Annotated in this window: 15 protein-coding genes; 4 read left to right on the top strand and 11 right to left on the bottom strand. The window is 56.9% G+C overall.

Annotated elements, in window-relative coordinates:
- The first annotated feature begins 183 nt into the window (after positions 1-183).
- The 4 genes from C8N45_RS00080 to C8N45_RS00065 are packed head-to-tail and all read left to right on the top strand — an operon-like array spanning position 184 to position 3,370.
- Entirely contained in the window at positions 184-948 is a 765-nt protein-coding gene (locus tag C8N45_RS00080) for an ABC transporter permease (RefSeq protein WP_309498317.1), read from the top strand.
- Positions 945-1,712: an ATP-binding cassette domain-containing protein gene (locus C8N45_RS00075; RefSeq protein ID WP_108384116.1), complete on the top strand. Its 768-nt coding sequence runs from the start codon at positions 945-947 to the stop codon at positions 1,710-1,712. Before C8N45_RS00080 ends, C8N45_RS00075 begins: the two co-directional genes overlap by 4 nt.
- Positions 1,693-2,937 carry an agmatinase family protein gene (locus C8N45_RS00070; protein ID WP_108384114.1) on the top strand — a complete coding sequence of 415 codons (1,245 nt, stop codon included), beginning with the start codon at positions 1,693-1,695 and terminating at the stop codon, positions 2,935-2,937. Before C8N45_RS00075 ends, C8N45_RS00070 begins: the two co-directional genes overlap by 20 nt.
- Complete coding sequence (locus tag C8N45_RS00065) at positions 2,927-3,370, top strand: hypothetical protein (protein WP_108384112.1); 444 nt, start codon at positions 2,927-2,929, stop codon at positions 3,368-3,370. Before C8N45_RS00070 ends, C8N45_RS00065 begins: the two co-directional genes overlap by 11 nt.
- 421 nt (positions 3,371-3,791) lie before the next feature.
- Here the strand turns inward: C8N45_RS00065 and C8N45_RS00060 are convergent, their stop codons facing one another.
- From C8N45_RS00060 to C8N45_RS00005, 11 genes are all read right to left on the bottom strand, one after another.
- Positions 3,792-4,559, bottom strand: coding sequence for an amino acid ABC transporter ATP-binding protein (locus C8N45_RS00060; RefSeq protein WP_108384110.1), 768 nt, complete (start codon positions 4,557-4,559; stop codon positions 3,792-3,794).
- Positions 4,560-4,574: 15 nt separating this feature from the next.
- Positions 4,575-5,873 carry an amino acid ABC transporter permease gene (locus C8N45_RS00055; RefSeq protein WP_108384109.1) on the bottom strand — a complete coding sequence of 433 codons (1,299 nt, stop codon included), beginning with the start codon at positions 5,871-5,873 and terminating at the stop codon, positions 4,575-4,577.
- 3 nt (positions 5,874-5,876) lie between these two features.
- Positions 5,877-7,118, bottom strand: coding sequence for an amino acid ABC transporter permease (locus tag C8N45_RS00050; RefSeq protein ID WP_108384107.1), 1,242 nt, complete (start codon positions 7,116-7,118; stop codon positions 5,877-5,879).
- A gap of 122 nt (positions 7,119-7,240) precedes the next feature.
- Entirely contained in the window at positions 7,241-8,260 is a 1,020-nt protein-coding gene (locus tag C8N45_RS00045; RefSeq protein WP_108384105.1) for an amino acid ABC transporter substrate-binding protein, read from the bottom strand.
- A gap of 215 nt (positions 8,261-8,475) precedes the next feature.
- Positions 8,476-9,189: an ATP12 family chaperone protein gene (locus tag C8N45_RS00040; RefSeq protein ID WP_108384104.1), complete on the bottom strand. Its 714-nt coding sequence runs from the start codon at positions 9,187-9,189 to the stop codon at positions 8,476-8,478.
- Between the two features lies 1 nt (position 9,190).
- Positions 9,191-9,856 (bottom strand): HAD-IA family hydrolase, encoded by a 666-nt coding sequence (locus C8N45_RS00035; RefSeq protein WP_108384102.1) that lies wholly within the window; start codon positions 9,854-9,856, stop codon positions 9,191-9,193.
- The gene (locus C8N45_RS00030) at positions 9,849-10,904 is read right to left on the bottom strand and encodes an RluA family pseudouridine synthase (RefSeq protein ID WP_108384100.1); all 1,056 of its coding nucleotides are present in this window, start codon (positions 10,902-10,904) and stop codon (positions 9,849-9,851) included. The genes C8N45_RS00035 and C8N45_RS00030 overlap by 8 nt, the downstream gene beginning before the upstream one ends.
- Positions 10,901-11,260 (bottom strand): fluoride efflux transporter FluC, encoded by a 360-nt coding sequence (locus C8N45_RS00025; protein ID WP_108384099.1) that lies wholly within the window; start codon positions 11,258-11,260, stop codon positions 10,901-10,903. Before C8N45_RS00025 ends, C8N45_RS00030 begins: the two co-directional genes overlap by 4 nt.
- Positions 11,261-11,440: 180 nt before the next feature.
- Positions 11,441-12,253, bottom strand: a complete 813-nt coding sequence (locus tag C8N45_RS00020; RefSeq protein ID WP_133175910.1) for a GNAT family N-acetyltransferase — start codon at positions 12,251-12,253, stop codon at positions 11,441-11,443.
- 85 nt (positions 12,254-12,338) lie between these two features.
- Positions 12,339-13,664: a replication-associated recombination protein A gene (locus C8N45_RS00010; RefSeq protein ID WP_108384094.1), complete on the bottom strand. Its 1,326-nt coding sequence runs from the start codon at positions 13,662-13,664 to the stop codon at positions 12,339-12,341.
- Positions 13,665-13,897: 233 nt separating this feature from the next.
- A partial coding sequence (locus C8N45_RS00005) for an EF-Tu C-terminal domain-related protein (protein ID WP_211095447.1) occupies positions 13,898-13,975 on the bottom strand: 78 nt, incomplete at its 5' end.

The following is a 13,975-nucleotide window of genomic DNA, read 5'->3' as shown; positions in this document are numbered from 1 at the left end:
CCACCCACGCGGTCATTCCACTTTGAGCAATTGAACGTGACCTTCCGGTTTGACACGACCTACATGCAAATGGCGGCCGATGGTGATCTCTAAGGAATATGCCCGCTGCGATGCAACTTGCGGCGGGCGCTTCATATGCGCCTGATCAACATAAAGCCTGGACGTCCTTTCGCGGTGTTCTTGATGTTGCTGCCCTTCTTATTCGTCTTTTTGACCTATGCAATCGGCTCTGACATCCGGCTGTCAGCGAACCCGCAGGACAAGCTGCTACCCGCACCTGACAAGATATGGGACACGATGGTACGTCTGGTCAGCGAAGGTGACAGGCGCACCGGGCGTATCCTGTTTTGGCACGACACCTGGGCCAGCCTGCAACGGCTTGGCCTTGGCATCGGAATCTCGGCGTCCGTCGGGTTGTTATTTGGTCTGCTGATCGGGCTATTTCCACTCGTGCGAAGCTTTCTGGCGCAATTCGTGGCGGTCTTGTCCATGATCCCGCCACTGGCATTGTTGCCGATACTTTTTATTGTCTTTGGACTGGGCGAGTTATCCAAAGTCGTCTTGATCGTCGTTGGCACATTGCCATTCCTGATCCGTGATCTGAGCCAACGCGTGATCGAGATACCGGAAGAACTGCTGGTCAAAGCCCAGACTCTGGGCGCTTCGAGCTGGGTCATCGCCATCCGGGTGGCATTACCGCAAGTCATGCCGCGATTGATCCAGTCGGTGCGCCTGTCCCTTGGACCTGCATGGCTCTTTTTGATCGCAGCCGAGGCGATCGCATCTGACGGGGGCCTTGGCTATCGTATTTTCCTGGTGCGCCGTTACCTCGCAATGGATGTCATTTTTACCTACGTCATCTGGATCACGATCTTGGCATTCTTGATTGACTGGGGGCTGCGCTGGATATCGCGGCGTTTCTTCCATTGGGTGCAGGAGGGACTATGAGCTTTGTCACCGTCAAGAACGTATTCCAAACCTACGGCAGGCGCCCAATCATAGAGCGCGTCAATGTCGAGATAGAAGAAGGCGAATTTATCTCGATTGTTGGTGCGTCGGGCTGTGGCAAGTCCACTTTTCTGCGGTTGCTGCTGGCACAAGAGACCCCCACGTTTGGCAGCGTCAGCATTGCAGGCGCAGCCCCCGCCACCGAACCCGGGCTTGATCGTGGCGTCGTGTTTCAACGCTATTCGGTATTCCCTCATCTGACAGTGCGCGACAATATCGTGGCTGGCGGAAGCTTCCGCCGCCCGTGGGGGCGGTTCTTTGGGGCTGAACGAAAGGCGGCCATGGCGCGCGCTGATGAAACGCTGGCACGCTGCGGTTTGGACCATGTGGCCGATCAATATCCAGCGACGTTATCAGGCGGCATGCAGCAAAGGTTGGCCATCGGGCAGGCCTTGGCGGCGCGCCCACGGGTTTTGTTGCTTGATGAACCCTTTGGCGCGCTTGACCCGGGCACGCGGCTTTCCATGCATGAGTTCCTGACCGAGTTGCGGGCCGAGACCCTGATGACGGTCTTTATGGTCACCCATGATCTGCATGAGGCCTTCAAACTTGGCGACCGCGTCTTGGTTTTCGACAAACCGCGCTGGGACCCTCACGACCCGAACGCCTATGGCGCGACGATTACTTTCGACTTTGATGCCCGCGATGGCGGCATCCCATTCCAAGCACTTGAGGAGAAGACACATGTTTTGCAGGCCCATTGATCGGACGCGCTCACATCATCCGCGCGATCAGATCGGTGATAGCCGCCGCTATCACCACCCCGACCTGACGAAGCTGCGAGGCTGGAAAGCCATGCAGGCCGAAGAAGGGCTGCCTGAAACCGGCTGGGATGAAGAAAAGAAATGGGCGCTGCGCATGGGGCTGACCGGTGCTGACAGCATCGAGGATAAGTCTATTCCGACTTTTGCGCGCGGCGAGCTGCCACACTACGCGGGCATCAATACCTTCCTCAAGGCACCCTATGCGGAAGACGCGACCGAGGTCGGCGATTATGACGCCACTGTTCTGGGTATCCCGTTTGACGGTGGCACGACGTATCGTGCGGGCACACGGTTCGGTCCGCAGGGATTGCGCAAGATCTCGGCGCTTTACACGCCCTACAACTATGAAACGGGCGTAGATCTACGCGAACAGATGACGCTGTGTGACGCGGGCGATGTTTTTACAATTCCCGCGAATATCGAAAAGACCTTTGACCAGATAACACGCGGTGTCAGCCATGTGTCGTCATCGGGATCATTGCCGATCATGATTGGTGGAGACCATTCCATCGGTTTTCCCTGTGTGCGGGGGATCGCGGAATGCACTTCCAAGAAGATCGGGATCATCCACTTTGATCGCCATGCGGATATTCAGGAAAAAGACCTTGATGAACGCATGCATACGACACCCTGGTTCCATGCTACCAATATGCCCAACGTACCGGCAAAGAACCTTGTGCAAATCGGCATCGGTGGCTGGCAGGTCCCGCGCGAGGCCGTGAAGGTCGCGCGCGAACGCGAAACCAACATCATCACCATGGGCGATATGGAAAAGATGGGGATCGACAAGACCGTCGAGATGGCACTCGAGATGGCGTGGGACGGGGTCGATATGGTTTACCTGTCATTTGATATCGACAGCATCGATTGTGGCTTTGTCCCCGGCACCGGTTGGCCAGAGCCGGGCGGTTTCCTGCCGCGCGAAGCATTGGCTCTCGTCAGCAAAGTTGCCGCCGAGGGGATTTGCAGCATGGAGTTGGTGGAAGTCGCTCCGCCCTATGATCAGTCTGAAATCACGGCCTTGATGGGCACACGGGTTATCGTTGATGTCCTTGGTTCGCTTGTATCATCCGGTAAATTGGGCGCACATAAGCGGCATATGGACAAACCGGTCACCATTCCGCACGGCGAATTCGAAGGAAAGAGGTGGTCCAATGCCACATGATATCGTGAACGGCCATATCGGTCACATCGGGCACAACCACGCGCATGACGGCGAGCACTTGCACAGCCACATGCCAGATGCGGACCGCGCCGAAGAACTGAAGGTTTTGACAACACAATTCATCGAAGGGTTCATCGATGCCAAAGACAAAATGTCCTATCTGCGCATCGCCGGCGTGCCTTTGGAAATGGCCGACCCCGAAGGCGGACCGACAATGAAGCTGGTGGACGTCACGCTGACTACCGAATGGCAAGTAGGTACAGCGTCGCCATCCTTCGGATCACGCGAACTCAGCTATCTGCCCTATCCGGGACCGATGGTGACAGAGCGGACTAATATGGGACTGATCTATGTGTCTTTGCGGACAAAACACGTCGAGGATTTGCGCAGCTTCATGAAAAGCCACCAGGCCGCAGGGGCAATAGGCAAATGAAGACCGGAATATTTTTTATGGTTCTCGTCGCAGCCACACCTGCGGCCGCGCATCAAGAGGTTGTCATCGTCGCGTCGGCGCTTCCATTGGCGGCAGGCCTTGTTGCGATTACTCTGGCTGGCTTGGTTGCTTGGCGAGACCGCTTTTGAACAGACATCGGGCAGGTGTCTAACAAGCACAAATAAGGTTTCAACTGATGAAACTGCTGCATTTTCCGTAATGGAAGAGGCCAGACGATCCGTCGAAACCGCCGTCGCACCGACCGTCAGCACGCTTTCCCATAGTCGCAACACGACCCTCGCGGCTGCGTTCCTGGGCCCTTCATGATGAACTCATCAAGCCTATCCGTCGCAAGAGAAGGGACCAAAAAGGATGGATGAGCGCGTGTCAGCGCCGGACGAATGCCCGGCGCTGCGGTGTTCTAGTGACCCAGAATCTGGCTCAGGAACAGTTGCGTCCGCTCTGACTGCGGGTTGAGGAAGAATTCCTCTGGCTCGTTCTGTTCAACAATCTGGCCTTGATCCATAAAGATCACGCGGTTGGCCACCTGCCGTGCAAAGCCCATCTCGTGGGTCACACACAGCATGGTCATGCCTTCCTCGGCCAGTTCGATCATCGTATCTAGCACTTCCTTGATCATCTCAGGGTCAAGCGCCGATGTGGGTTCGTCAAACAGCATGATACGCGGCTTCATGCAAAGCGAGCGGGCGATGGCCACACGCTGCTGCTGCCCACCTGACAATTGGCCCGGATACTTGTTTGCCTGATCAGGAATTTTCACCTTTTCAAGGAAATGCATCGCCGTTTCTTCGGCTTCCTTCTTGGGTGTCTTGCGCACCCAGATCGGAGCCAGCGTGCAGTTTTCCAGAATCGTCAGATGCGGGAAAAGGTTGAAGTGCTGGAAACACATGCCAACCTCTGACCGGATCTTGTCGATGTTTTTCAGATCAGACGACAGCACCGTCCCATCCACTACGATCTTGCCCTGCTGGTGTTCTTCCAGCGCGTTGATGCAGCGGATCAGCGTCGATTTGCCAGACCCGGACGGGCCGCAGATGACAATGCGTTCACCCCGATAGACGGTCAGATCGATGTCGCGCAGAACGTGGAACGTGCCGTACCACTTGTTCATATTCTCGATCGTGATCGCAAGCTCGTCCGAGACTTTCATTTGTGTTGCTTCGGCCATGATAAAAGCCTCCTCCTAGCGATGGTCGGTTGCGAGCCTGCGCTCCAACCATTGTGAGTATTGTGAGATGCCGTAGCAGACGACGAAGAATAGCAGTGCTGCAAACCCGAAGAGTTCCCAGTAAATCCCCTGCCAGTCAGTTGATGCCAGAATTGGCCCGCGGATCATGCCGACCAGATCGAACATCGAAATGACGGAAACCAGCGTTGTATCCTTGAACAGGCCAACGGCCACATTCACGATGCCGGGGATGGAAATCTTCAGCGCCTGCGGCAGGATGATCAGCCGCATGGACTGCGCGTAATCCAGCCCCAGACTGTCGCCTGCCTCATACTGGCCCTTTGGCAACGCCGCCAGACCGCCCCTGATGACCTCGGCGATGTAGGCCGCTGAGAACATCGTGATCATGATCACAACACGCAGGAACAGATCGACCGTCGCTTCGGGCGGAAAGAAGTATGACAGCATGACGCTGGCCACGAACAGCAGGGTGATCAAAGGCACGCCGCGAATGAACTCAATGAAGATCACGCAGATGTATTTGATCAGCGGCATGCTGGACTGACGCCCGAGTGCAAGCGCGATCCCAAGCGGTACCGACAGCGACACACAGGTCACACCCAGCATCATGTTTAGCATGAAACCACCCAAATCACGACTTGCAACCGAGCGCATCGCCCCTTCGGTGATTTCCTCATCGGGGATGATCAGGCCGCCCAGGTTCCACACAATCAGCGCCGCAACGATGCCTGCGAAAAAGCCCAATGCAAAGCTGCCCTTGACGTATCTCTGGTACACTGCCGCGCCAGCGACGACGCCCACAAGTGCCACAATCGGTGTCAGGATCGAGCCACCCCAGATCAGATAGAAGGCGATGAAAGGATAGAGTGCCGTGAAGATCAACAGCTTGCGCGGCAGATCAAAGAACAGGACAGGCGCCGCTGCAAAGAACAACAGGATGAACGCCAGTCCCGGCCGCCAGTACAGATCGGCAGGATACTGGAAACCGAACAAAAGCTGGTTCCAGCGTTCCGTCAGCACCGCAAAACAGGCTCCCGTCGCCCCGTCTAGAATATCGCGGCAAACCGACAGGCTGGGCGACACCCAAACCCCGTTCAGCAGCCATGGCAGCGTGCCCTGCAGGATCAGATAGATGACCAGAAGAGCAACGATTGTCAGGATGCTGTTAGGGATCGTGGCAAACAGATTGTCCTTGAGCCATTTTGTGGGCCCGGCCGCATTGGGCGGCGGCGGGGCTGCCGGCACGTCTTCGGTGCGGACAAAGGCGATGGAGCGGTCATGATTATTGGTCATCGCTTAGCGCTCCTTCAGCTTGATTGCGTTGTTGTAGACATTGATCACCGCAGAAATGAGCAACGAGATCAGCAGATAGAACAGCATCAACAGCAACACACATTCGATTGCGCGACCGGTCTGGTTCAGTGTGATCCCGCCAAGCGTAGCCGTGACATCGGCATAACCCACCAAAATCGCCAGCGACGAGTTCTTGGTGATGTTAAGGTAGTTGGAAATCAGCGGTGGAATAATGACCCGCAAGGCCTGTGGCAGGATCACAAGGCTCATGATCCGGCCGGGGCGGATGCCCAACGCGGCGGCCGCCTCTGTCTGGCCTTTGGATACGGCCTGAATACCGGCGCGGACATTTTCAGCGATGAAGGCCCCGGTATAGATCGAGAGCGCAAACCAGATTGCGATCAGCGGCGCACCGATCTTGATGCCCCCTGCAAAGTTGAACCCGCGCAAGGCAGGAATCTCGAAAGTAAGACCGAGGATCAGAAAGGTCAGGATGAGCGGCGCAAACCAGATCGCCAGATTTGTCATCAGTGTCTTGGGGCGTATACCCGTCGCTTCCTGAATCCGGGTTGCGCGCGCTGTGACAAAACGGGTCGCAATCAGTGATCCGATCAGCAGCGCAATGACGAGAAGCCAATCCCAAATGGCGCCAAGTTCAGCAGCGCCAAAGCCACGTGTGAATTGCGGGAGCGGAATATAGACACCCCGGTTTGTAAAGGCCGCAAGGCCTAGAAACATGGACGCCGCAGGGTCATCGCCGCGGAAATCCCGGGGTGCGGCTAGAACGATCGTCATGATTCCGTAGATGATCAGGATCCAGATCAGTACGGGGATATTTCGAAAAATCTCGACATAGATCGCCATCAGTTTGGCGACCAGCCAGTTGTTTGACAGGCGCAGCACACCGGCCAGCACACCGAAAACCGTCGCGGTTACACAAGCCAGAACGGCCACCAGAAGGGTGTTGAGAATACCAACAACAGCAGCGCGCAAGTTACTTGATTGGCTGGTATATTCGATCAGTGTCTGGTTGATATCATAGCCTGCCGGAGCGGCCAGAAAACCAAAGCTGATCTCAAGCCCCTGCGCCGCCAGATTTTCGAACAGATTATCAAGAAGATATCCAATCGAGGCAGCTAGAACGATAAATGCAATCGCCTGAAATGTGTAAGATCGATACCGCGTGTCATTGATAAGCATAGACGGGCGGAATGACCCCTGTGGCGGGTCGGTAATCGATGTCATTATGTTTCCCCGTGGTTCCGGCATCATTTTGTGCGGTCAATTGTTTCGACCTGCGCGTGCCGTTTGTCGTTTAAGTGAAAAGGCGCAGATTTCTCTGCGCCTTTTGTTCTTGTCAGCCGACCCTAGCGGAACGGTGGAGAGTAGATCAGACCACCGTCGGTCCACTGAGCGTTCAGACCACGCGCAAGGCCGATTGGTGTGTTCTCACCAATGTTCTTTTCGAACAGCTCACCGTAGTTGCCGCCAGCCGCAATAGCGTTCTTGGCCCAGTCGGCTTCCAGCCCCAGCATCGCGCCCAGTTCACCTTCGGTGCCCAGCAGACGGTTGATTTCAGGGTTGTTGCCTGCTGCTGCGCCCAGCTCTTCGACGTTGGCAGATGTCACACCCAGCTCTTCGGCTGTGATCAGCGCGTTCAATGTCCAGCGTGCGATATCACCAAAGTCGTTGTCGCCGTGGCGAACAAGTGGGCCAAGCGGCTCTTTGGAGATGATTTCAGGCAACAGAACATGATCGGCCGGGTTTTCAAACGATGCGCGTGTCGCGGCAAGGCCCGATGCGTCAGTTGTGTAGACGTCGCATGCACCTGCGAGATACTGCTGCTGCGCTTCCGCGTTGGTTTCAATCGGCACCGGCTCGTAAGAGATGTTGTTGGTGCGGAAGAAATCAGCAAGGTTCAGCTCTGTTGTCGTACCTGTCTGGATACAGACAGTCGCGCCGTCCAGATCCTTGGCCGAGCTGACGCCCAGCTCCTTTGGAACCATGAAGCCCTGGCCGTCATAGTAGTTCACGCCAACGAAATCGAACTTCAGGTCAACGTCACGGCTGAATGTCCATGTTGTGTTCCGTGCCAGCAGGTCGATCTCGCCGGACGCCAGTGAAGTGAAGCGGGTCTTACCGGTGGTTGGTACAAACTCGACAGCAGTCGGGTCGCCAAAGATGGCGGCGGCAACAGCGCGGCATACACCAACGTCAAAGCCAGTCCAAACGCCGTTTGCGTCGGGTGACGCAAAACCAACCAGACCAGTTGTCACGCCGCAGTTCAGCGAGCCGCGCTCCTTGATATCATCAAGCGTTGCAGCTGAGCCCATGCTGGCAGCAAGGCCAGCGACAGCCACGGCGCCGAAAAATACGGTTTTATTCATTTTTACCTCTTCCTGAGTTCCAGCCCCCAACATGGGGGCCGTCAGTTATTATGCTGCCTGAATTGGCAGTTCATGTGGATGAGATCAGTCCCCTGTCTCGGTGATCCAGAGTGTGCGGTTTCTCGGCCTGAGGTCAAGTGCTAGGATTCTAAAACTGATAAGTAATGCCTAAAAATCGGGCAGTTTTATCGAAGTAGTTCAAGCACCGCGCGCTTTCAAACTTGCTGTGAGAGCCCATAGAATCGGGCTGCATGCAGAAAGTCATCCTGCTTCAACCTAGCGTTGGATTCTGCTTCCTCGTCATTGCCCCACTGTTCAAGCTGCCATTGTTCGTCAATCCGCGACAATTCCCACGCGACCTCTGGATTGAGATGCTCGCGGACAACCGCAACCGCCAGCACGAACGAGCCGGACAAGCTGATTAAATCATGTGCAGCGGTCAGGGCGAACGCATCAAGGTCCTTGATTTCCGCCTGCAAACGGGAAAGATCATCTGCGTTCTGCGGCTGGTACATCACCCCGACGCCAACGGCCAAACGGGCATTCAACTGTGTCGCGGCCCAGTCCAGCACCGGGTCCCAGCCCGCGTTTTGGCGGGCGACCAGACCTTGCGGTTCGCTGGCACGGTAGCAAAGAAGGTCACTGTCCGCATATTCAGCCAAATGCGCGATGACCTCATCGCGCTGCGTGCTGACCTTGTCGATGGCAGAGTTCGCGCTGCGCGTAACCGGCATTGTGCGCGGATCAACCTTGTCCTGTTGTGCGTCCCACTCCATCGCGACGGCCTCGGCCATGGCCATGGTCGGCATTGTCAGCGGCGCCTTGCCGGGCGTTTTGACGTGCCGCCCATCCAGCAGGACTGTATAGCCGCCGTCAGTGGGCGTTGCTGTCGTCTGTTTCCAAAATCTCTTGGGTTGCCAATCGCTCATTCTAGTTGCCTGTCAGTTGGTCAACGGCCTCCGGAAGGGCCGCGAAATCCTCTATCAGGACGTCGGGCCGCAGGCTGTCGGCAGGATGATACCCCCAACTGACGCCAATCGTGCGCACGCCGGCAGCACGGCCCATGTCCATGTCAAATGTCGTGTCCCCAATCATCACCGTCCGTGCGGCATCCACCCCCGTGTCATTCAACGCGGTGAGGATCATCGACGGATTCGGCTTTGACGGGTGGTGATCGGACACCTGTTCACTGTGAAAGAAACCGGTCAATTCGTAATATTCCAGCAACTTATCAAGCCCACGCCGGGATTTGCCCGTCGCGACGGCCAGAAAGGTCTCTTCCTGTGCGGCCAGCGATTGCAGCACATCCATCGCACCCGGAAACATCGGCCCGAATTTGCGCTGGCTGTCGCGCAGGTCCATGTAACTGTTCTTGTATCCCGCAACCAATCGGGCACGCCGCGCTGCATCACTGTCGGGGCAAAGCTGGATAAACGCTTCGTCCAGTGAAAGGCCCACGATGGAAAGCAGGCGTTGCCGGTCGGGCAAATCAAGCCCCTCGCCTGCAAACGCAGAGGTCATGGCAGCAACGATTTCAGCCTGACTGTCAACGAGTGTTCCGTCGACGTCGAATATCACAAGGCGTAAATCACTCATCGGGCATATTGAACGGATCAACAGGGGCGTGGCCGACGACCCAGCCCACAAAGTCCCACGTGTTTTGCATATGCTCTGGCAAGGGGGCCGTCAGATGCAGGGTGGCACCTGTCACCGGATGCTCGATCGTCAGGCTGCGCGCATGCAGATGTAGCTTGCGCCCGATTTCGCTGCCCATGCCCGCGCCCCAGCCATCGCCAAGGTTTTCCTGACCTGACCCGCCATATTTGCCGTCACCAATAATCGGATGACCGATTTCCGCCATATGTGCGCGCAATTGGTGGGTGCGGCCTGTAATCGGGACCAGCGCACACCATGACGCGCGGCTGGCGAGCGTATCCATGACCGCATAATCGCTGGTCGCACGCTTGGCCCCTTCGGTGCTGTCGATATCGCGGGGATGCACGCAGCGCATCTTTTCATTCTCGCCGCCGCGACCATGACCGGGGGCCTTGACCAGCCCATATTTGATTGTGCCCGCGCGCGGATGCGGAACACCGGCAACGGCGGCCCAATAAATCTTGCGGGTCTCACGATGCTTGAGGTTTTCAGTCAGTTGCTTTGCCATCATCCGGGTGCGGGCCAGCAACAGGACACCGGAAGTATCCTTGTCCAGACGGTGTACAAGACGGGGCTTTTCATCATAGCCGAACGTCAGTGCCTCTGACATGCCATCAACGTGACGGGTTGTCTTTGATCCGCCTTGCGTGGCCAGACCTGCAGGTTTGTTGATCGCAATGATATGGTCGTCTTTATAGATGACACAGGACTGGATCAGCTTGGCATCTGCCTTGGTCACACCATGCTTGGCCAGTGACCGCAGCGCATCTGCCTCTTCCTCGGTCGGAAGAGGCGGGATGCGGACCTTTTGGCCCACTTCGAGGCGTGAATTAGACTTCACGCGGCCGCCATCGACGCGCAATTCGCCCTTGCGGCACATCTTTTCAATGCGGCCCTGGGTCAGATGCGGGAACAGCCGACGCATATAGCGGTCCACCCGTTGATCGCCGTCATCAGGTCCAACGACCCGTGTTTGTACGCCACTCATGTTGTCATTTCCTTTGCCAACCACAGCCCTGCCCCGCACGCCGCAAGAGAAAGCAGCACAGAGGCAAGCACATATGTCCCCGCTGCTGTCAAGCGACCTGCCTCAACCAGACGCAGCGTATCCAGAGAGAATGCAGAAAAGGTTGTGAACCCGCCCAAAATGCCCGTCATGACGAAAGGCAGCCAATGCTGCAAGCCCCGCGCCGTCAGGATCACCCAGACAAGCCCGATCACAAATGACCCCAGCACATTGATCGCCAATGTTCCATACGGGAACGGCAGCGAGACACCGACAAGAAACCGGCCCACAGCACCCAAAGCGCCCCCAAGTGCGACAGAGATCAAAGGTGAAATCATGCCCGTCCTGTGGCGGTTCAATGCATGGATGTCAATTCCTAGGGCCGCATACCATGCCGCGCAGTCTTAGACGGACCTCGGCCCGGGTTCGGGCGCGACCTTCCTTTGGCACGGGGACAGTAACGGCCCATATCGCTCTTGAAATATGTGGCTGAGCGGGACCAAGCGGACAAGCACAGATCACTTGGTCATTCGGCCCGCACCAAACGCATCCGGATCAATCGCAAGCAAATCCACAGTGTTCGTTCGTGATAAGGCGAGCTTCGAACAAAGCGCCTCGGAAGGCAGGTTGCCCGCACGAATTCCGGTGAAACATTCGGAAAACCCCAGCTCTTCTCGAACATCGTGCAAGACCATCGCACCCAATGTCAGGGCGATACCTTCGCCACGCCGCGTTGCATGTGTCGAAAGCATTCCCCACCAAACCATCCCTTTCTTTGGATGGGCGTCGTGGAACTGTGCGACGGCCGCCGCAGCCCCGACGACACGCCCATCAGGGTCTTTCGCATAAAGGAATACGCTCGGCAGTTCGAAACCCCGCAGGAATGACCCCATGGGAAGCAGGACATCGCAGCTCTGCGTGAGACTATCGAGATTTTTCAAATCTTGTATAGACGTGTCCGCAGCTACCGCACAGACTTCAAGGTCAGCGGGCAACCCACGTTTGGCAAGAATTTCATCGGCGGCTTCAAACGTCGCTGCCGAACCTTCCCAGTGGTCGTAGACATCCGTTACCAAGCCGACATCCTCCAATCCGGCGCGGCGCGCGGCAAGATGCTCCTGCGGCATCCCGTCGACTGGCGCGACCCCTTGCAAACGTGCGAGCGCAATTTGCTGTTCGAGGTTATGTTCGGAAAGATTTGCCAGCCCCACAACGCGACCATGGCAAGCATAATCCGGGTTGTCCCGCAACAGTTTCCAAAGACTGTCAGCGCGCATCTGAAGGCGTTGTTGATCGGAGTTGCCGAAATACTCGGGATCGAATTTATCCATGGCAGGATGGTTTAATTAAACGTCGGCAGTGTCAAGGAACCCTTGGAGCTGCATGATCTACGTCGAACAGTAAGCCATACATGCCTCAGTTCGTCTTTCGTTTGTCCCGAAGGCGCGCAAAGTAATCCACGCGCTTTTTCATTTCGCGTTCATACCCCCGTTCAGGTGGGTCATAGAAGGGCATGCGTTCCATATCATCGGGAAAGTAATGCTGGCCGGAAAATCCATCCTCGGCGTCATGGTCATAGGCAAATCCGTCGCCATAGCCCTGATCTTTCATCAGTGACGTCGGCGCGTTCAGAATATGTTTCGGCGGCGATTTGGACCCGGTCTGTTTCGCCACCCGCATTGCATCCTTGAAGGCCCTGTAGGCGGCATTGGATTTCGGTGCGAGCGCAAGGTAGATCACCGCCTGCCCCAATGCCAGTTCACCTTCTGGAGAACCCAATCTTTCATAGGTCGCCCAGGCATCCAGACACAAGCGCGTGGCCTGCGGGTCGGCAAGGCCGATGTCCTCGACAGCCATTCGGGTGATCCGGCGCGCCAGAAAACGGGGGTCCTCGCCTGCGGTCAGCATCCGCGCCAGCCAGTACATCGCCGCATCGGGGTCGGACCCGCGCACGGATTTATGCAGCGCAGAGATCAGGTTATAATGACCATCGCCGGACTTGTCATATTGTGCCGCACGGCGTTGCAGTCTGGTCGCCAGTTCCTTGGCGCCCAGTGGCGTGTCGGATTTGATCGTCGTGGCCTGTTCGATCAGGTTCAACAGGGCCCGCCCGTCCCCATCGGCCATCTCTAACAGGGCCGCGCGCGCATCTGCGGCAAGTGGCAATTGCCGGTCGAGCATTTGCTCTGCCCGGGCCATCAGTTCCGCCAATGCATCATTCTCGAGCCGCCGCAGGACAAGGACCTGAGACCGCGATAGCAGCGCTGAATTCAGCTCAAACGAAGGATTTTCCGTCGTGGCCCCAACCAGAACGATGGTGCCATCCTCCATATGCGGCAGAAACCCGTCCTGCTGGGCTTTGTTGAAACGGTGGATTTCGTCCACGAACAACAGCGTGCCCTGCCCGATGCGTGCGCGGGTCTTTGCGGCCTCGAATACTTTGCGCAACTCGGCCACGCCGGAGAAGATCGCGCTGATCTGGACAAACTCACGATCTGACGCATCAGCCAGCAAGCGCGCTATCGTGGTCTTGCCCACCCCCGGTGGCCCCCAAAAGATCAGCGATGACAAGGCGTTAGCGGCCAACATCGCACCCAACGGAGCATCGGGCGCCAGAATATGATCCTGGCCGATCACCTCGTCCAGACCCGTTGGCCGCAGCCGGTCAGCCAGCGGCCGGTCGCGGGACTGGCTTGCAGGATCGGTTTGCTGCTGTGGCGGTGCGCCGAAAAGATCAGACATATGTACGGTGTACCTGACAGAGCATCGCTTGGGAATTGTCGCGACACTGTTTTACGGCAAAAGCCGCAGCGGTTGCTGCGGCTTTGGGGGGATGGATCGGGATCCATCTTACGGTTGGGTGTCTGTGGTGCCCCGGTTGTGAGGGGCACCTAGAGGATCGTTGTTGCGGGACACTTTCGGTGATTGGTCTAATCACCTGTCGCGTCCCACCGGTGTCGTTCGCTAATCGTCGATTATTCGACGATTTTCGAGACGACACCTGCACCCACAGTCCGGCCGCCTTCGCGGATCGCGAAGCGCAGGCCGTCTTC

Source organism: Yoonia sediminilitoris, assembly GCF_003058085.1.
GTDB lineage: Bacteria > Pseudomonadota > Alphaproteobacteria > Rhodobacterales > Rhodobacteraceae > Yoonia > Yoonia sediminilitoris.
The sequence above is the reverse complement of the archived record's forward strand: the minus strand, read 5'-3'. Positions and strand labels throughout refer to the sequence as shown.

What these genes read in the sequence shown, in the direction of transcription:
- C8N45_RS00025 (WP_108384099.1), bottom strand. Translation starts at nt 11,260, where the DNA reads ATGATTTCACCTTTGATCTCTGTCGCACTTGGGGGCGCTTTGGGTGCT.
- C8N45_RS00060 (WP_108384110.1), bottom strand. Translation starts at nt 4,559, where the DNA reads ATGGCCGAAGCAACACAAATGAAAGTCTCGGACGAGCTTGCGATCACG.
- C8N45_RS00055 (WP_108384109.1), bottom strand. Translation starts at nt 5,873, where the DNA reads ATGACCAATAATCATGACCGCTCCATCGCCTTTGTCCGCACCGAAGAC.
- C8N45_RS00030 (WP_108384100.1), bottom strand. Translation starts at nt 10,904, where the DNA reads ATGAGTGGCGTACAAACACGGGTCGTTGGACCTGATGACGGCGATCAA.
- C8N45_RS00035 (WP_108384102.1), bottom strand. Translation starts at nt 9,856, where the DNA reads ATGAGTGATTTACGCCTTGTGATATTCGACGTCGACGGAACACTCGTT.
- C8N45_RS00075 (WP_108384116.1), top strand. Translation starts at nt 945, where the DNA reads ATGAGCTTTGTCACCGTCAAGAACGTATTCCAAACCTACGGCAGGCGC.
- C8N45_RS00080 (WP_309498317.1), top strand. Translation starts at nt 184, where the DNA reads ATGTTGCTGCCCTTCTTATTCGTCTTTTTGACCTATGCAATCGGCTCT.
- C8N45_RS00020 (WP_133175910.1), bottom strand. Translation starts at nt 12,253, where the DNA reads ATGGATAAATTCGATCCCGAGTATTTCGGCAACTCCGATCAACAACGC.
- C8N45_RS00040 (WP_108384104.1), bottom strand. Translation starts at nt 9,189, where the DNA reads ATGAGCGATTGGCAACCCAAGAGATTTTGGAAACAGACGACAGCAACG.
- C8N45_RS00010 (WP_108384094.1), bottom strand. Translation starts at nt 13,664, where the DNA reads ATGTCTGATCTTTTCGGCGCACCGCCACAGCAGCAAACCGATCCTGCA.
- C8N45_RS00050 (WP_108384107.1), bottom strand. Translation starts at nt 7,118, where the DNA reads ATGACATCGATTACCGACCCGCCACAGGGGTCATTCCGCCCGTCTATG.
- C8N45_RS00045 (WP_108384105.1), bottom strand. Translation starts at nt 8,260, where the DNA reads ATGAATAAAACCGTATTTTTCGGCGCCGTGGCTGTCGCTGGCCTTGCT.
- C8N45_RS00065 (WP_108384112.1), top strand. Translation starts at nt 2,927, where the DNA reads ATGCCACATGATATCGTGAACGGCCATATCGGTCACATCGGGCACAAC.
- C8N45_RS00070 (WP_108384114.1), top strand. Translation starts at nt 1,693, where the DNA reads ATGTTTTGCAGGCCCATTGATCGGACGCGCTCACATCATCCGCGCGAT.